The organism is Streptomonospora sediminis (genome assembly GCF_054778995.1).
Genome location: NZ_BAAGYZ010000025.1, coordinates 40946 through 58491, shown reverse-complemented (window position 1 = coordinate 58491; position 17546 = coordinate 40946). Strand labels below are relative to the sequence as shown.

Below are 17546 nucleotides of genomic sequence, written 5' to 3'. Positions count from 1 at the left end.
GGCGCCGGGCGGCGGTGTAGCGGTCGAGGCGCTGGCGGCGGCGCTGGCCGCCGTCGAGGCCAACGAGCAGGAACTGGGCCGGTTGGATGCGGTCGCCGGCGACGGCGACCACGGCCTGGGCATGGTGCGCGGGCTGACCGCGGCCGCTGCGGCGGCCCGCGGCGCCGAGTCCGGCAACACCGCCCACGACACGGGCCGGGCGCTGCTGCTGGCCGGGACGGCGCTGGCCGACGCGGCCGGCGGCGCCTCGGGCGCGCTGTACGGGCTGCTGCTCACCGAAATCGGCGGCGGGCTGGTGGAGGCCGGTTCCGTGCCGGTCACCGCCGAACTCATCGCCCCGGCCGTCGACTCCGCGTTCGGCGCCGTGTGCGAACTCGGCGGCGGCGCCGTCGGCGAGAAAACCATGCTCGACGCGCTCGCGCCCTTCCGCGACACCCTGGTGAAGAACGCGCGCGCCGGAGCCGGGCTGTCCGAGGCCTGGACCGATGCCGCAGCGGCGGCCACCGCCGCCGCCCGCGCCACCGCCGACATGCACGCCAAGCGCGGACGCGCCGCGCGGCTGGGCGAACGCGGCCAGGGCCACCCCGACGCCGGCGCCACCTCGCTGGCGCTGATGGCCACGGCAGCGGCCGAGGTCATCGCCGCCCGCTGCCCCACCGATACCCCTGCCGGCAGCGCCGCCGATTCAGGCACCGCGGCCGGTCCCGACTCCGAAAGCCGGTGATCACGCCATGAGAATCGCAGTCGCCGCCGACAGCGCCGGAGCCGCGCTGAAGAACGAACTCCGCGACCTGCTCGACGCGGACCCGCGCATCACCGAGGTCCGCGACCTCGGCGTCCCCGACGCCGACGACGACCGCGCCTACCCCGTGCTGGGGATCGCGGCCGCCGAACAGGTCGCCGACGGCCAGGTCGAACGCGCCATCCTGGTGTGCGGCACCGGCATCGGCATGTGCATTTCCGCCAACAAGGTGCCGGGGGTGCGCGCTACGGTCGCCCACGACTCCTACTCGGCCGAGCGGTCGGTGAAGTCCAACAACTGCCAGGTGCTCACCATGGGGGCGCGGGTAATCGGGCCGGAACTGGCGAAGCGGATCACCGCCGAGTGGATCGGCCACGTCTTCGACCCCGAATCGGCCAGCGCGGCCAAGGTCGCCCGCATCAACGAGTACGAACAGGCCTGAGCCGCGGCGCGGCTGCGGCGACACATCCGGATACCCCCCGACGGGGCTTGGAACATGCGAACGTGAACAGGAGCCGACATGCGTGTACTGGCCGCGGGCGACCACTTTGTCAGCCCGGACCTGCTGGTGAGCGCCTTGGACGAGGAGGTCAGCAGCGGCCGGCTGACTCCTCCGGAGACCGCGAAGCTGCGGCTGCCCTGGCCCGTTGAGCCGTTCGGCCCCGTCGGCGGGGTCGAAGAGGCCAGCGGGACCGAGGAAGAGGTCATCGAGGCGCTGCGGGGCGCCGAGGTCTGCATGACCCAGATGGCGCCGGTGACCTCGAAGGTCATCGAGGCAAACCCCGGCCTGCGCCTGGTTTCGGTGTGCCGGGGCGGGCCCGTCAACGTCGACCTGGAAGCGGCCACCCGCGCCGGTGTCGCCGTGACCTACGCACCCGGCCGCAACGCGACCGCCGCCGCCGAGTACGCGATCGCCATGATCCTCGCTGCCCTGCGCCGGGTGCCGGGTGCCGACTCCGAACTGCACCAGGGGCGCTGGCGCGGCGACTTCTACGCCTACGACCAGGCAGGTGTCGAACTGCGCGGCACCACGGTGGGGCTGGTCGGCTACGGCGCCATCGGCCGGATCGTGGCCCGCATCCTGCGCGCCTTCGAAGCCGAGGTGCTGGTCAGCGACCCCTTCACCGATCCTGGGACCGCCGCCGAGGACGGGGTGCGCCTCGTCGAGCTGGATGAGCTGCTGACCTCCAGCTCGGTGGTCAGCCTGCACGCGCGGCTGACCCCGCAGACCCGCAACCTCATCGACGGCGACAAGCTCGCGCTGCTGCCGCGCGGCGCGGTACTGGTCAACACCGCCCGCGGCGGCCTGCTCGACCACGCCCCACTGCCCGAGGCGCTGCGCAGCGGGCAGCTGGGCGCGCTCGCGCTGGACGTCTACGACGTCGAGCCGCCGCCCGCCGACTGGCCGCTGCGCGGGCTGCCCAATGTGGTGGCCACCCCGCACCTGGCCGGGGCCACCCGGCAGACGGCCGAACGCGCAGCGCATATCGTCGCAGCAGAGGTAGGGCGCTACCTGCGCGGCGAAGAGCCGCGCCACCTGGCCAACCCAGAGGTGCGGGAGGTGCGCGCATGATCATCGGCGTCGACGTCGGCACGACCATGACCAAGGCCGCCGTGTTCGATCGCGACGGCCGGGCGGTGGCCGAGGCCGACGAGCCGACAACGCTGCACCGGCCGGGCGGCGCCCGGGTCGAGCAGGACCTGGACGAGGTGCTGGCCACCGTCTCCTCGGTGGTGCGCAAGGTCGCCGCGACCCAGGCGGAACCGGTCACCGCCGTCGCCCTGACCGGCCAGGGCGACGGCCTGTGGCTGCGCGACGCCGACGGCCGGCCTACCCGGCCCGCCATCTCCTGGCTCGACGGGCGCGCCGGGCCGCTGGTGCGGCAGTGGTACGAGGACGGCACCATGGACCGGGTGCACCAGCTGACCGGCCAGGGCATGTTCCCCGGCGCGCACGGCCCGCTGCTGGCGGCGCTGGACGCCGAGGAACCCGAGACACTGCAGCGTTCGGCGGTGGCCGGCTACTGCGTCGACGCGATGGTGCAGCACCTCACTGGCGAGATCACGGTCGACGCCTCCGACGCCTCCCTGCCCTTCCTGGACGTGCGCAGCCGCGACTACAGCTCCGCCGCGCTCGCCGAGTGCGGGGTTTCGCAGTGGCGGGACCTGCTGGCCGCGCCGGCCGCCCCCGACCGGCTGTACTCGCTGGACCGGCGCGGGGCCGAACTGCTGGACCTGCCCGCGGGGACCCCGGTCTCCGGCGGCCCGTTCGACCTGCCCGCCTGCCTGCTGGGCAGCGGCCTAAGCGAGGTCGGCGACGGGCTACTGACCGTGGGCACCACCCTGGCCTGCCAGGTCGTCGCCGACCATGTGAGTGTGCAGACGCCCAGCGAACCCGCGGGGATGTGGCTGTGCACCGACCGCGCCGACCGGTTCTCCCGCGCCATGCCGGCCATGGTCGGCACGGCCAGCCTGGACTGGCTGATGGACCTGCTGGGCATCGGGATAGGCGAGGTGGAGCCGCTGCTGGAGGCCAGCCCGCCCGGCGCCCGCGGCGTTTCGGCGCTGCCGTTTTTGGCCGAGTCGGGTGAGCGGGCGCCGTTCGTGGACCCGCGGGCCCGCGGCCAGCTCACCGGTGTCAATCTCGGCACCGAGCGCGCCGACATTGTCCGCGCGGTGTGCGAAAGCATCGCCTATGCGGCCCGCCACTGCCTGGAGGCGGCCGGGCTGACCGGCAGGCTCGCGGTCTGCGGCGGCGGCAGCCGGTCGCGCGCCTGGATGCAGGTGTTCGCCGACGTGCTGGGCCGGCCGGTGATCCTGCCGTCCGACGACGCCATCGGGGTGCGCGGCGCCACGGCTTCGGCGTGGCGGCGGCTGGGCGAGCCGGCCGACGGCAGCCGCTGGCTGGCCCAGGGTGCCCGGGTCGAACCGCGCGAGCACCTGCGCGCCCAGTACGAGGAGGGCTACGCCCGCTACCGCGCCCACCTCGACAGCGCCCGCGCACTGTGGCGGTCGGACGCACCCGCGTAGGGTGCTGTGAGGCCCCCGCGGGGTGGAGCAGGCGGAACAGAGCAGGACAGCGCGGAACAAGCGCAACGACAGGACGGAAACGGAAAAGCACGCGCCCCGGCGAGTCTCCCCTCTCGCCGGGGCGCCGCCATGTCCGCAAGGACCGGCCGGTGTGCTCCTGCCGCCATAGGGTGTGTGGCACAACGGGCGCAGCCGCTACCGCTGCGCCGCCCGGATACCGACTCGGCCCCGGACCCGGCCCCGACAGAACAGGGGCGCCATGACGCCGCCGCACCAGTCCGCCGACCGCTTCCCCGACTCCCCAGACCGCACCGTCCTGGTCTCCGGCGCGTCCTCGGGTATCGGCCGCGAGTGCGCCCGGTTGTTCGCCCGGCGCGGCTTCCGTGTCTTCGGCACCAGCCGCAGCCCGCGCCCGGACGCCGACGGCGTTGAGATGCTGCGGCTCGATGTGGCGAGCGAGGAGTCGGTCGCCGCGTGCGTGGCCGCAGCCGCCGAGCGCAGCGGCGGCATCGGCGTCCTGGTCAACAACGCCGCCGACGTCCACCACGGCATCGCCGAGGAAACCCCGCCCGCTGACGCCGCGGCGGTGTTCGAGACCAACCTCTTCGGTGCCGCACGGTTGGCCAACGCGGTCCTGCCGCAGATGCGCGCCCGCGGGCGCGGGCGCATCGTCAACGTCGGCTCGCTGGCCGCCTGGGTGGGCGAGCCCGGCGAAGGGTACTACGCCGCGTCCAAGGCGGCCCTTGCCCGCTACACCGAGGCGCTGCACCACGAGGTCAAGCACTGCGGTGTCGACGTCTGCCTGGTGGAGCCGGGCGCGTTCGCCACAGGCACGGTCGCGGCCGCCACCCGCTCGCCGGCGCGCATCTCCGACTACGACGGCGTGCGCGAACGCGCCCAGCAGACCATGGATGAGGCGATGCGCAAAGGCGGCGACCCGGGAGCCGCCGCCGCGCGCATCGTGGCGGCTGCCACCGACCGCTCGCCCCGCCTGCGCTACGGCGCCGGGGCCGAGGCCCGGTGGCTCCCGCTGCTGCAGGTGCTGCTGCCCCAGCGCCTGTCCGAACGCCTGCTGCGCCGCGGCTTCCGGCTTCCGGGCTGAGCGGTTCCGTGTGCCGGCCGGCACACGGAACCGCCCCTGTGCCAGGTCAGGCGGTGGAGGAGGCCCCCGCCTCCTCCACCCGCTTGTGCGGGCTCTGCCAGATCCGCAGCACCTTGGCCAGCACCCACAGCAGAGCGGCTGCGGCGCAGGCGCCGAGCCCCAGCGCCCAGGGGCCGTAGTTGACCGCGATCACCGGCAGCAGGGCCGTGATCAGGCCGCCGCCCAGCAGCGGGCTGAAGAACGGCGACCGCAGCGCGTAGGCGCGGGCGGCGCCGGTTTTCAGTTCGGGGTCGGCGGTGCGCAGCAGCATCAGGCCCACCGAGGAGACCGCCGTCAGCGTGCCGAAGTTGACGATGGCGTGCTCGAACCAGGACTCGCGGAACATCCGCGGGCCCGCCCAGTAGAAGAAGCCGACCGAAACCGCGGCGGCCACCAGCATGAGCAGGGTCAGCGGCACGATGTTGGCCAGCACCACCGGAACCGAAACCGAGGCCACGGCCGAAACCACCAGCAGGTCCAGTGCGGCGCCCTGGATCGCGCGCAGGCTGCCGGTGTCGACCGCCTCGGCCAGGCGCGTGCGCCCGATGACCGCCTGCACGACCGCGCCGCCGATCATCGCCAGCGGGAACAGCGGCATGCCGGGCACCACCAGCTCCAGCGCCGACTGCAGCAGCCAGCCGATGAACACCGCCACGGCGATCAGGGCGCCGTGGAACGCCAGCCCGTCGACCAGGTCCTTGTTCAGCGTGATCCGGCCCAGTCCGGGGCGGTCGCCGCTGTCGAGCAGGTCGGGAGTGTTGCGGGCGTCGGCGGCGTGGGGAACGTCGCCGCGGCGCGCGCCGATGTTGATCAGCACCATGCCCATGACGATCCCGAAGATGAGCCCGGCCGTGGCGGCGGCCAGCGCGAGTGCGCCGCCGTCGGCCCACCCCAGATCGGCGAAGACCGGCGCCATGCCTCCGGCGGTGCCGTGGCCGCCCGGCCAGCTGATCTCGACGAGGGTGCCGAACATGGCGTCCACGTTCCAGACGGGCATCAGCAGCGCCGCGCCCACCAGCACGGGCACGCCCATCATCAGCAGGTCGCCGATGTAGCCGAACAGCAGTTGCGGCGCGATGAGGTGGTAGCTCTGCCGCACGTTGGGCATGCGCACGCCGATGAGCATCGGCGCGAACACCACGGTGATGAGGATTCCGGGCAGGGCCGACCACGTTGCGGTCATGCCTTCGGGGAACAGGCCCGCGCCGTAGGGGCCCAGCGCTGCGCCGAGCACGCCGCCGATCAGCGCCGCGGGGATGAAGAGCTTGCGCAGCGGGTTGACCAGCAGCCGCAGCAGGACTCCCGCCAGGATCAGCAGACCCAGCACGGTGAGGGCGAACAGCAGCGTGGTGACCGTGTCGCCGGCGACTTCCTCTGTGGGGAACATGGTGCTCCTAGGGTGACCGTGGGGGGCGGCCGCCGGTTGCTAGAACCGCGCGGCCGAGAACGGGGCCAGGCTTTCCGGGCGCGCCCCCGTGCGCACCCAGAAGGCGAGGGCTTCGGCCACCGCGGGCGCGATGGCGAAGCCGTGGCCGGTCCAGCCGGTGCCCACCAGGGCGTTGGCCGTTCCGGGGATGCGGTCGATGACCGGGATTTCGTCGGCGCTGCACGATTCGGGCCGGGCCGCGTCGGCGAGGTCGAGTTGGGCGTCGGACAGGTCGGCGTAGACTTCGGCGGCGGTTTGCAGGTTGCCGCGCACGTTGGCCTCGACGGTTTCGCCGCGTCCGAGCCCGGCGTTCCACACCCCGCGCCAGCCGCCGCTGACCATGACGCCGCCGTCGGGCAGCGGTTTGAGCGACAGCGAGCGGTGGTCGTGGCCGATGAGGTGGCGCATGGGCGGTCGGGCCGGGGGCACAACGCGCAGCGCCTGCGGGAGGATGCGCCAGATGGGCAGGTTCACGCCGAAGTGGTCGCGCAGCAGGTCGGGGGCTCCGGCGTTGTTGAGGACGAGCAGCGCCTGGCCGACCTCGTAGCGGCGCTCGCCGGCGGTGGTGACGGCGGTGGCGCGCCCGTCGGAGAACTCGACGCCGGTGACAGGGCTGTGCTCCTCGATGGTGGCGCCGCGTGCGCGGGCCGCCGCGGCAAAGGCCGCGGTGGTGGCGCCGTGGTCGGCCGTGCCATCGAAGGGGCAGTACAGGGCCGCGCGCACCGAATCGCCGAGGTCGGGTTCCAGGTCGAGCAGGCGGTCGCGGTCGAGCACCTCGGTGGGTACGCCGTTGCGGTTCTGCACGTCGGCGTGTGCCCGGGCGGCGACCAGGCCGCCTTTGGTGCCCGTGGTCTCCTGCTCGATCAGGTTGAGTCCGCCGATTTGCTCGTAGCCGGTGTCGGCGCCGAGCCGGTCGGAAAGTGTGGGCCAGAGGCGGTAGGCGGACCGCATCAGTGGCAGTTCGCGCAGGTCGCGGCGGTTTCCCCGCACGCCGCGCCGACCGAAGCCGCCCGATGCCCCCGCGGCGATCCCGGCGGCTTCGAGGAGGAGCACGTCCTCCCCGGCGTCGGCGAGCATCCATGCGGCGGCGCACCCGTGGATGCCGCCCCCGATAATCACGAACTGGTGTTGCATCAGTACCGAGTCCTTGCCAAGAGATCTGCTTCACACGGATCGTAGTGTTCACTTCATGTTTGGATCAAGAGTGACATGAAAACTTCATCAACTGAAGACGGCGGGTTCCGCGCCCGCGTCACCGCCCGGCTGGACTCGCTGTCCCCGCGGGAGCGCGCGGTGACCGACTTCGTGCTCAACCGGCCGTCCGAGGCCGTTACCGCCTCCGCGCAGCAGCTCGCCGCGCTCACCGGAACCAGCGACGCGACGGTGGTGCGCACCGCGCGCTCGCTCGGTTTCAGCGGGTTGCGCGAGCTCAAACGTTCGGTGCTGGACATGCTCACGGCGCGGCGCGACCCCGCCATGGTGCTCGACCAGCGGTTGGAAGGGCTCGGCGGCGCCCCGGTACTGGACCGGGTGATCGCCGACAGCGCCGACCTGCTGCGCCGGCTGCCCGAGGTGCTCGACGCCCGGGCTTTCGCCGCGGCCGTCGACCTGCTCGGCGGCGCGGCGCGGACCGTCTGCTACGGCATCGGACCGGCGTCGGCGACGGCCCGCTACCTCGCCATCGAGGTCGGCCGACTGGGACGTCGCAGCCTGGCCGTGGACACCTCGGGGTTCCGCCTGGCCGACGACCTGCTGGGAATCGAACGGGGCGACGCGGTCGTCGTCGTGGCCCCGCTGCGCCTCTTCCGCGAGATCGAGGCGCTGCTGGACCACTGCGAGGAGGTGGAAGCGCCGGTGGTGGTGATCACCGAGGCACTCGGCGCCGAACTGGGCGGGCGCGTGCACGCCGTACTGGCCACTCCCCCGTCCACCGCCGGTGCCGCCGACGAGAACTTCGCCGGCTGGCTGGTGGCCCACGCCCTGGTCATGGACCTCGCCGCCCGCGACCGCTCCGGCTCGGTAGCGGCCCGCCAACGCCTGAACCGGCTGCGCGAGGCGATCGCGGGCACTCCGATAGACACCGACGTCGCCCCACCGGGGGCGGTGGGAGCGGCGGGGCCGCCGAACCCGGCGGGCACCGACGGCCCGCCGCCGGGTCCCGGTTCGGCGGATTCGGCCACCTGACGCCGCTGGGATCCGGTGGCCGGCTCCCCCACCCTCACTCCTCCGGTTCGATCACCACGGTTCCGGTGCTGCCGTCGATGGTGATCAGGTCGCCGGTGGCGATCCGGTCCGTGGCGCCGCGCAGGCAGATGACGGCGGGGATGCCGTACTCGCGGGCCACGGTGGGGCCGTGGGCCACCACCGACCCCGTCTCGGTGACCAACCCACCGGCCGTCATGAACAGCGGGGTCCAGCCCGGGTCGGTGGTGGGGGCGACCAGGATCTCGCCCGGCTCGATCCGGGCGCCGTCAGGGTGGATGACGACGCGCGCGCGGCCGGTCGCCCGGCCGGCCGCGGCGGGGGCGCCGGCGAGCTCGCCCTCGGCAGCGGGCAGCGGCGGGGCGAGGGACTCGGCGTCGGTGCCGTCGGACAGCAGCGCCACCGGCACGTGCCTGCGGCGCAGTTCCCGCGCGTAGCCCGCCTTGCGTTCGGCGACGAGTGCACGCTGGTCGCCGCCGTGGTCGGCGGCGGCGGATGCCTCGTCAAGGCTCAGGAACATGATGTCCTCGGCTGCGTCAAGTAGACCGCGTTCGGCCAACTCGCCGCCCGCGAGCAGGAGCTGCCGGCGCATTTCGGCATAAGGGATCAGCCAGGCGAACTTCGCCACCTCCCGCATACCGGTCAGCTCGCGCGCCCGGTGCATCAGGAAGGACGCGATGCGCCCGCGCACCGGCCGCGCGCGGCGGGCCCGGCGGCGCAGGTCGGCGGCAGTGGCCTCGGCCTTGCCCGCCGCCTTCGCGAAGCGGCGCGGCGGCGCCTGCTCGGGGTCGTCCATGCGCAGGTAGTTCGCGATCGTCGCGAACAGCGGGGCGGGGTCCTCGGACCAGCGGGGCAGGCCGATGTCGATCTCGGCGGTGGCGCGGTGCCCGTAATGGCGCAGGAATTCAGCCAGTCCGATATCGGGCAGTGTGCCCGCCTGGTACTTGGCGGCCAGCTCGTCGGGATCGGTGCCGGTCAGCAGGTCGCGGTGCTCGGCGGCGCCGGAGGCCAGCCGCCACAGGTGCAGATCCATCTCGGTGGTGACGTTGTGCGGCATCCCGCCCAGCAGCGCGGCCGTCTCCTCTTCGGTGGCGATGCCCTTGAGCAGCGCCGGAACCAGGTACGGCAGGGCGACACCCGCCATCGTCGGCATCAGCACCTTGGCCATCGGCGCGCCGAACACCGGGCCGAACCCTTCGGAGACGACGCGGCGCAGCCGCTCCGCAGCCGGCGCCGAGGGCCCGGGACCCTGGTAGCGGCGCAGCTCCGCGATCCCCTCCCACACCTTGGCACGCGCCTGTGCCGGGCGGGCCAGGACGTCTGCCATGCCGGCGAGGGCACCGGGGCCGTACCGCACCGCCCCCAGAGCCAGCCGCACCAGCGGAGCGGCCGAAGCGGGCGGCTGCGTGCCGGCCGCGAAGCGCGGATCGTCCAGGACGACCCGCACCGCCGCCTGCACGCGGGGACCGTACACCTCCAGCTTCTCGGCCAGGTTGCCGCGCATCCGCCGGCTGCGCAGCAGGCCGGTGACGTCGGTGTAGAGCCGCCCGCCGACGTTGACCATGTCGAAGTACTCCCGGGTCGGCTCCCCGAACCCCCACTCGGTCAGCATGCGGTCCCAGGCCGATTCCATGACGGAGATGCCCATGGGGGTGAACGGCCGCAGCATGCCCTGGATGTTGCCGATCTCCAGGTAGAAGCGGGGTTCGGTGCGGCCGGTAACCGGGGCCAGTGGGAACAGCGCGGTGATCGCGCGCGACTGCAGCAGCCACAGCACACCGTCGCCGTCGTAGGCCCACTCGATGTCCTGCGGCGCCCCGAAGAGCCGCTGCAGCCGCTCGCCGGCGGCCCGCAGCTCCGCTAACTGCGGGCGGGACAGGCAGCCGTCACCGGGCCCCTGCGCAGGGCCGCCGGGCTCCAGGACGTAGTGGTCGGGCTCGGTGCTGCCGTCGACAACGGCGGTGCCCAGGCCGGGGGCGGCGTCGACGACCATCCGGGAGCGGCTGCCGCTCATCGGGTCGGCGGTGAACAGTACCCCCGCCGCGCGGGCGTCGACCATGCGCTGCACGACCACGGCCATGCGCGCGTCGGCGCCGGCGGGCAGGTTCGCCTCGCGGTAGGCCACCGCGCGGTCGGTGTTCAGCGAATCCCAGCAGCGGCGCACCGCCTCGACCAGCTCGCGCTCGCCCTCGACGTTCAGGTAGGTCTCCTGCTGCCCGGCGAAGCTGGCCTCGGGCAGGTCCTCGGCGGTCGCACTGGAGCGCACCGCAACGCGCCCGCCGCCGAGGCGGCGGTAGGCGGCCAGGAGGTCGTCCTCGGGCACCTCGCCCGCCTCGTAGGCGCCGGTGGTCAGGCAGAACCCGGGCGGCACCCGCTCCCCGGCCGCCGCCAGAGCACCGAGCCCTGCGGCCTTGCCGCCGACAGCACCGAGCACGCCGTCCATGCCCGCCGCGATCCCGTCCAGGGTGACCACGTTCATCGCGCCTCCTCCTCCAGGCGCTGAAGAGCGCGTGAGGACACGGCTCAGACCGTCAGCGCCCCTGCGGCAATGGTCCCTCTACCCTGCCCGCTGTTCCAGAGCCGCACGGGCGCGCGCCCGTCAGAGTGCCGTTAATAGTGCCGTTAAAGCCGCCGCAAAGGTGTTCCGGCGGTGCCGCGCAGCCGGCGGCGCCGGTGGTGGCCTGGACGGCAGCGGCCCGGACGGCGGTGACGATCGGCGGCAACCCGATCCGCAGCCGAATGGCGGCCAGGTCTGATCCAAGGTCGTTGGGTGGGAGCGACGATCCAGGTCACGGCATCATGGCGATCGCGGCGATCGGCCGAAATACAACAACAGAACTCCTGTAGAAACGCGGGGACATCGCTCTCCGGCTCCACGGGAACTCCGTTGCTGCCACATCAGTCTGCCACGCCCCTCCGTCCGCGATCTCGCCCACCGGCTCGCCGCCGTGGACGATCCGCGCGACGAACGCGGAATGCGCCATGAGATCGGCACCGTTCCAGCCATCGGCGGCAAGACCCTGCGCGGCTCGGCCACCACCGATCAGGCGGCCGCCAACATCCTGGCGGACCTCCGTGGCCGACAAGACCAGCGAAACCGCCGCCGTTGAGGACCTTAGGAACTATCGCAATAAACGCGGCGTTCCAAGCTCTGGGTATAGGAGCAGGCACTGGGCGCGAGGTACTGCAAGAACTACGAAGACGGCTGCCCCTCCGGCGGCGAACTGTGAAGAGCCGACGCTTCTCGGCGAAGTCCTTCGTGAAGCCGTACCGGCGAGTGCCCGCTACGCGTCGCCTCATGTTCAGCCCTATCCATCATCGACCACACGTGCTGCTCACTCCACCCAGGCGGGAGTACGACGAACCAGCGGTATCCGGAGGGTTGGTGTGGGACCCCGGCTTCCGCCAGGAACCGGTCGATGTGCAGGTCGACCTCCGCTTGGTCCGTCCGCGTGCGTTCGGAATAGAACTCCTGGACCGAACCATCCGAACTCCTGATCCTCGTACGGACGGGCGGCACGTCCGAGCGGTCGCGCCAGCGCACCACGTAATCGGGCCCGACAGCCCAAGCGAGCAGCGCCATTCCGTCTGTCTCTGGGAGCTCAAACCAGTTCCAGCCGTCTGGAAAGGCTGGAGCCACGGACTCATCGTCGACGGGTGATCCCTCGACTGTCATGAAGTCGGACCAGTTCTGCTCGGTCAAATCGGGCCTCCTTGTGTTCCCCCGAGCCAGCGGGTCATGCCGGTCGTTGGCTCGGGGGACGCGATCCAGGGACGCGGTCACCCCATCCCCGACATCCTAGCTACGGGAAGAAGCACCGACGCCCGTCGGAAGGGCAGCTCCAGCGCTCTGTCTCGAGCGTTGGCATACCCAGCGGTGCGGCATTATTTTCCGGTATAACAAGGGCATTTGCCGCAGCATAGTAGAGGCCGTTGTCTTGTAGCGGTTCAACGTGAAGCAATGGACCTTGGAACCTGAAATTGTCCTTGCTTACCACGAAAGATCCGTCGTTGCCGTCAGCGGGCCACGTACCGCAGCTCGAGTCAGGGAGTAAGGTGATTTCTTTATAGCACTGAACAACAGCGACTTGGAAGTTGAGAGCAGGACCCAGATCCCATACATAAGATGCTTGCAGGCGCGGAGAGCGACCGTTGAGATTAGTTCTCACTACGACATAAAAAGCACCAATGGCGCCGGATTCGTCGCCGTATGCCGCATTTCCCTTTGTTTCATGGATGTAGAGATTCATAGCCCGGTGGCAGATGGATGCATTCTCGCACCACGTGTCGTAGTCGTCCGAAACTCGCAGGCTCGTGGACCCACTCGGAGGCGGCCCCGGCCACGCGGGCCTCGGGCAGCTCCGTCCGGGGCGAGCGTCCCTCCCGCCGGGGCAACAAACAACTCAAGCGCGCGCTGTTTCTAGCCGCGTTCGCCTCGCTGGCCCATCCGCCCTCGCAGGCCTACTACGACCGCAAGATCGCCCAAGGCAAGCACCACAACCAAGCCCTGCTCTGCCTGGCGCGGCGGCGCTGCGACGTGCTGTTCGCCATGCTGCGCGACGGCATGTCCTACCAACCGCCGCACGCTCAAGCGGCTTGACAAACCCATAGAAGCCCCCCGCATGCCCGCCGTCACCCACCCGTGTGCCGCTTGCCACAGCGGCGGGTGATGCCTACCATGCCCTCTACGGTGAATCGATTCGACGCACTCGTGCGCTGATCTATCGAATCGATTCGATTGCGGTGAGGAGACACGGATCCCATGGTCACGATCAAGGACGTCGCCCAGGCGGCGGGGGTGGCGCCGAGCACGGTTTCCTATGTCCTCAGCGGGTCCCGGAAGATATCCGACCGCACCCGCGAAGCCGTGCAGGCCGCCGTTGACGAGCTCGGGTACCAGCCCAACGCCGGGGCGCGGTCGCTGCGCAGTACCCGCACCAACGTGCTCGCGCTGGCGCTGCCGCTGCCGACCCGCGACTACCTGCCGGTGGGCGGGCGGTTCATGTACGGGCTCAGCGAGGCCGCGGGCAAGCTCGGTTACCTGGTGTTGCTGGTGACACCGCCCGGCGCCCAAGACGACGGCGCGAGCCTGGACCGTACCGCCCGCAGCCGGTTCGCCGACGCCGTCGTGCTCATGGGCGTCGAGCTGGAGGACCCCCGCATCGCCGCCATGCGGGCGCTGGACTTTCCCGCCGCCGTCATCGGGCACCCGGCCGACGAGTCGGCCGCGCCCTGGACCGACCTGGACTGGGAGGAGGCGGCGCTGGAGTCGGTGCGCGCCTTGCGTGAAGCCGGGCACGAACACATCTGCTACCTCACCACGGTCGAGGAGGATGTCCGCACCCGCCGCAGCTACTCGGTGCGCGGAATCCGCGGCGCCGAACGCGCAGCCGCCGAGCTGGGCGTCCCGGTCGACATCTGCCACTCCACCAGCGACCCCGCTGAGCTGTACCGCCGGCTGGACGCGCGCCTGGACTCCGAGCACCCGCCCACCGCTCTGGCCGTCCAGCATCCGGCGGCGATCCCCGGCATGCTGCGCCACCTGTCGGCGCGGGGCATCCAGGTGCCCCGCGACTTCTCGATGGTCGCCGTCGGCAACTTCCCCGAGGACCTCGGCGGCCTCGATGTCACCCGCATCGAGCTTCCCGTCGCCGAGATGTCGGCCGCCGTGACCCGGCTGGCCGTGGCGGCGATCGAGGCGGCCGGCGACCCCGGTCCGCCCGCGGACGGCCGCGCGCCGCACACGCTGATCGCTCCGCAGATGACCCGCGGCGCCACGTTGGCGCCCCCGCCGTGACCGGCAGGCGTGCCGCGGGCGCGCCGCCGATCCCCCATCCCCCGCCCCTCCTACCCGCACCACCCCCACCGCTGGACCGGGCGGGACACCCCATTGTCCCGCTCCTGATGCCGGAGGACTCCCCATGAAAGACCGCCCCTTGCGGCCGCCGCGCGGTGCGCCCGCCGCGGCTGCGGCCGCGGTGCTGGCGCTGCTGGGCGCCGGCTGCGCCGCCGAACCCGACCCAAACGTGTTCACGGTGATGAACTCCAGCACCGACGAGCCGTACCACACCTGGGACCAGGAGGCGATGAACCGCTGCGCCGAGCAGGTCGGTGTCACGGTTCGGCAGCGGAGCGTCCCCGCCGACCAGCTCGTACCCAAGGCCCTGCGGATGGCGTCGTCGCACTCACTGCCCGATGTGCTGGTGGTCGACGGCTCGGACATGCCGCAGTTCGCCGACGCCGGCGGGCTGGTCCCGCTGGGCGAGGTGGGTGTGCCCACCGAAGGGCTGTCCGAGGGCGCCCGCTCGTTCGGCAGCTACGACGGCACCTACTACGGTGCGGCCCGCTCGGTGAACTCGCTGGGGCTGTTCTACAACAAGGACGTCCTGGCAGACGAGGGCATAGAACCGCCCGCGACATGGGACGAACTGAGCGAGACGGCCGCCGCGCTGACCGAGGGCGAGCGCTACGGCCTGGCCATCAGCGCCCTGGCCACCGAGGACGGCGTTTACCAGTTCCTGCCGTGGCTGTGGTCCAACGGCGGCGACGAACGCGAACTGGACTCCCCCGAGTCCGTGGAGGCGCTGGAGTTCGTCGCCTCGCTGCTCGATGACGGTTCGGTGTCCCCCTCGGTCGTGAACTGGACGCAGGCCGACGTCAACGACCAGTTCATCGCCGGCAACGCGGCGATGATGATCAACGGCCCGTGGCAGAAGCCGGTGCTGGAGGAGCACCCCGAGGTCGACTGGGGCGTGGTCGAGGTGCCGGTGCCCGAGGCCGGCGACACCCCCGTCGCCCCCATCGGCGGGACGACGTTCACGGTGCCGGTCAACCAGGAGCACCCCGAGCGCGAGGACACCGCCGGCGAGATCGTCGCGTGCATGACCACCTCCGATGCGCAGCTGGACTGGTCGACCAAGGGCAGCAACGTCCCCGTCGCCCCCGAGGCCGCCGAACAGTTCCGCCAGGAGGTGCCCAAGCTCGCGCCCTTCGCCGACCAGGTGCAGACGGCGCGCAGCCGCACCGAGCACGTCGGCACCGACTACAACATCTACTCGCAGGCCATCGGAACCGCGCTGCAGGCAGCGCTGACCGGCGAGGCGGATCCCGAGCAGGCCCTTACCCGGGCGCAGTCCCAGGTGGAGCAAGAGCTGAGGAGCCGGTAATGACGACGACCACTCCCACCCCGCCCGCCTCCGGCCCGGGCTCCGGCTCCCGGGAGCGCTCCCCGCGCCCGGCGGACAAGGGCGCCGCGGCGCGCCGCCGCCGGATCTTCTCGCAGTGGATGTTCATCGCGCCCGCGATCGTCTACATGCTGGTCTTCTTCAGCTTCCCGCTGGTCCGCAACATCGTGATGAGCTTCCAGAGCTACACTCCGGCGACGTTCTTCACCGGCGAAGCCCCCTTCAACGGCCTGGAGAACTGGCGGGCGGTGTTCGCCGACCCGCTGTTCACCTCGTCGCTGTGGCACACGCTGCTGTTCACGCTCGGCTCGCTGGTGGGCCAGTTCGTCATCGGCATGGCGCTGGCGCTGTTCTTCTCGCGCCGGTTCCCGCTGTCGGGGGTGATGCGCTCCCTGCTCCTGCTGCCCTGGCTGATTCCCATGGTGGTGGCCGGCACGGTCTGGCGCCGGGTACTGGACCAGGAGACCGGCGTGCTCAACGAGGCGCTGAACGGACTCCAGGTCACCTCGGGGTCGATCCCGTGGCTGAGCAGCCCCGACTTGGCGCTGCTGTCGGTGGTCCTGGTCAACATCTGGATCGGGATCCCGTTCAACATGGTGATCCTCTACGGCGGGCTGCAAGAGATCCCCAAGGAAATCCGCGAGGCCGCCGTGCTGGACGGCGCGGGCTTCTTCCGCCGGTTCTTCGGTGTCACCCTGCCGATGCTGCGCCCGGTGGTCACCGTGGTGCTGGTGCTGGGCTTCATGTCCACGATCAAGATCCTCGACCTGATCCTGGCGCTGACCGGCGGCGGCCCGGCCCACTCGACCGAGACGCTGGGCACGCACACCTACCAGCTGTCGTTCCTGCAGCTCGACTTCGGCCAGGGCGCCGTGGTCGGCAACGTCCTGATCCTCATCAGCATGGTCTTCGCGGTCATCTATCTGCGGGCCAACCGCGAAGGGGTGGAGAAATGAGCGCCACGCGCACCGGCGCGCGCCTGACGCGCGCAAAGCGGCTGGACTACCTGAGCATGGCGTTCGGCGTCCTCGTCCTGGCCGTCCTGCTGTTCCCGCTGTACTGGATGGTCAACACCGCGCTGCAGCCCGGCGCCGCCCTGGCCGAGGTCAGGTGGGTGCCGCAGACCCTGGACCTGGGCAACTTCCGCCGCGCGTGGTCGTCGCAGGCCGACAACCTGCTCACCAGCATCCTGGTGGCCCTCGGCGCGGTCGCAGTGTGCCTGGCACTGGCGGCCCCGGCCGCCTACGCGCTGTCGCGGTTCCGGCTGCGCGGGGCGCGCACGGTGGTCTTCGGCACGCTGATCACCCAGATGGTGCCGGGCATCGTGGTGGCCAACGCGCTCTACAGCGCCTATGTCGAACTGAACCTGGTCAACTCCTACCTCGGGCTGATCCTGGCCGACGCGTCGCTGGGGCTGCCCTTCACCATCGTGCTGCTGCGCGCGTTCATGGTGTCCATCCCCGAGGAGGTGCTGGAGGCCGGCATGGTCGACGGCGCGGGCCGGCTGCGGACACTGGTGAGCATCGCGCTGCCGATGAGCCGCAACGCGCTGATCACCGGCGGGCTGTTCACCTTCCTCTTCGCCTGGAGCGACTTCCTGTTCGCGCTGACGCTCAACACCACCGACGCGGTCAAGCCGGTGACGCTGGGCATCTACGAGTACCTCGGCGCGCACGTCGGCGACTGGGGCGCGGTGATGGCGGTGGCGACGCTGTCGTCGGTGCCCGCGGCGGTGCTGCTGGTGCTCGCCCAGCGTTACGTGGCAGCGGGCATTTCGGGCGGTTCGATCAAGTGAACCCGCCGCACGACCCTGCCCCGCGC

General features: G+C 71.7%; 16 protein-coding genes and 1 pseudogene. 12 read left to right on the top strand and 5 right to left on the bottom strand.

Going from position 1 to position 17546, the window contains the following annotated elements:
* From ACYVD5_RS07250 to ACYVD5_RS07230, 5 genes are all read left to right on the top strand, one after another.
* Nucleotides 1-724: DAK2 domain-containing protein (locus tag ACYVD5_RS07250; RefSeq protein WP_461000144.1), on the top strand; the 724-nt coding region annotated here is incomplete at its 5' end.
* A gap of 7 nt (nt 725-731) precedes the next feature.
* Nucleotides 732-1184 (top strand): ribose-5-phosphate isomerase, encoded by a 453-nt coding sequence (locus ACYVD5_RS07245; RefSeq protein WP_461000143.1) that lies wholly within the window; start codon nt 732-734, stop codon nt 1182-1184.
* A gap of 78 nt (nt 1185-1262) precedes the next feature.
* Complete coding sequence (locus ACYVD5_RS07240) at nt 1263-2315, top strand: 2-hydroxyacid dehydrogenase (protein ID WP_461000142.1); 1053 nt, start codon at nt 1263-1265, stop codon at nt 2313-2315.
* A complete protein-coding gene (locus ACYVD5_RS07235) occupies nt 2312-3772 on the top strand; it encodes an FGGY family carbohydrate kinase (RefSeq protein WP_461000141.1) in 1461 nt (486 codons plus the stop codon). The genes ACYVD5_RS07240 and ACYVD5_RS07235 overlap by 4 nt, the downstream gene beginning before the upstream one ends.
* 259 nt (nt 3773-4031) lie before the next feature.
* Nucleotides 4032-4874, top strand: a complete 843-nt coding sequence (locus ACYVD5_RS07230) for an SDR family oxidoreductase (RefSeq protein ID WP_461000140.1) — start codon at nt 4032-4034, stop codon at nt 4872-4874.
* A gap of 46 nt (nt 4875-4920) precedes the next feature.
* Here the strand turns inward: ACYVD5_RS07230 and ACYVD5_RS07225 are convergent, their stop codons facing one another.
* Both ACYVD5_RS07225 and ACYVD5_RS07220 read right to left on the bottom strand, forming a co-directional pair.
* Complete coding sequence (locus tag ACYVD5_RS07225; protein WP_461000139.1) at nt 4921-6300, bottom strand: sodium/glutamate symporter; 1380 nt, start codon at nt 6298-6300, stop codon at nt 4921-4923.
* A gap of 39 nt (nt 6301-6339) precedes the next feature.
* Nucleotides 6340-7473, bottom strand: a complete 1134-nt coding sequence (locus ACYVD5_RS07220) for an NAD(P)/FAD-dependent oxidoreductase (protein ID WP_461000138.1) — start codon at nt 7471-7473, stop codon at nt 6340-6342.
* Nucleotides 7474-7548: 75 nt separating this feature from the next.
* Here ACYVD5_RS07220 and ACYVD5_RS07215 point away from each other — a divergent pair, with 75 nt between their 5' ends.
* Nucleotides 7549-8523, top strand: a complete 975-nt coding sequence (locus tag ACYVD5_RS07215) for a MurR/RpiR family transcriptional regulator (RefSeq protein WP_461000137.1) — start codon at nt 7549-7551, stop codon at nt 8521-8523.
* Nucleotides 8524-8557: 34 nt separating this feature from the next.
* Here ACYVD5_RS07215 and ACYVD5_RS07210 read toward each other — a convergent pair whose 3' ends face one another.
* Nucleotides 8558-11020, bottom strand: a complete 2463-nt coding sequence (locus ACYVD5_RS07210; RefSeq protein WP_461000136.1) for a PEP/pyruvate-binding domain-containing protein — start codon at nt 11018-11020, stop codon at nt 8558-8560.
* 469 nt (nt 11021-11489) lie between these two features.
* On the opposite strand from ACYVD5_RS07210, the gene ACYVD5_RS07205 reads away from it, so the two are divergent.
* Entirely contained in the window at nt 11490-11651 is a 162-nt protein-coding gene (locus tag ACYVD5_RS07205) for a hypothetical protein (RefSeq protein WP_461000135.1), read from the top strand.
* Between the two features lie 83 nt (nt 11652-11734).
* On the opposite strand, the gene ACYVD5_RS07200 is transcribed toward ACYVD5_RS07205, so the two are convergent.
* Both ACYVD5_RS07200 and ACYVD5_RS07195 read right to left on the bottom strand, forming a co-directional pair.
* Nucleotides 11735-12217: a DUF5956 family protein gene (locus tag ACYVD5_RS07200; protein WP_461000148.1), complete on the bottom strand. Its 483-nt coding sequence runs from the start codon at nt 12215-12217 to the stop codon at nt 11735-11737.
* Nucleotides 12218-12344: 127 nt separating this feature from the next.
* Nucleotides 12345-12791, bottom strand: coding sequence for a hypothetical protein (locus ACYVD5_RS07195; RefSeq protein ID WP_461000134.1), 447 nt, complete (start codon nt 12789-12791; stop codon nt 12345-12347).
* Nucleotides 12792-12874: 83 nt separating this feature from the next.
* Here ACYVD5_RS07195 and ACYVD5_RS07190 point away from each other — a divergent pair.
* The 5 genes and pseudogenes from ACYVD5_RS07190 to ACYVD5_RS07170 all read left to right on the top strand — a co-directional run.
* Nucleotides 12875-13141: pseudogene (locus tag ACYVD5_RS07190) on the top strand (transposase); the annotation flags it as partial.
* A 162-nt stretch (nt 13142-13303) separates the two neighbouring features.
* Entirely contained in the window at nt 13304-14338 is a 1035-nt protein-coding gene (locus ACYVD5_RS07185; RefSeq protein WP_461000133.1) for a LacI family DNA-binding transcriptional regulator, read from the top strand.
* A gap of 124 nt (nt 14339-14462) precedes the next feature.
* Nucleotides 14463-15707 carry a sugar ABC transporter substrate-binding protein gene (locus tag ACYVD5_RS07180; RefSeq protein WP_461000132.1) on the top strand — a complete coding sequence of 415 codons (1245 nt, stop codon included), beginning with the start codon at nt 14463-14465 and terminating at the stop codon, nt 15705-15707.
* Nucleotides 15708-15826: 119 nt separating this feature from the next.
* Nucleotides 15827-16681, top strand: a complete 855-nt coding sequence (locus tag ACYVD5_RS07175) for a carbohydrate ABC transporter permease (RefSeq protein WP_461000147.1) — start codon at nt 15827-15829, stop codon at nt 16679-16681.
* Nucleotides 16678-17520, top strand: a complete 843-nt coding sequence (locus ACYVD5_RS07170; RefSeq protein ID WP_461000131.1) for a carbohydrate ABC transporter permease — start codon at nt 16678-16680, stop codon at nt 17518-17520. The genes ACYVD5_RS07175 and ACYVD5_RS07170 overlap by 4 nt, the downstream gene beginning before the upstream one ends.
* The last annotated feature ends 26 nt before the right edge of the window (nt 17521-17546 follow it).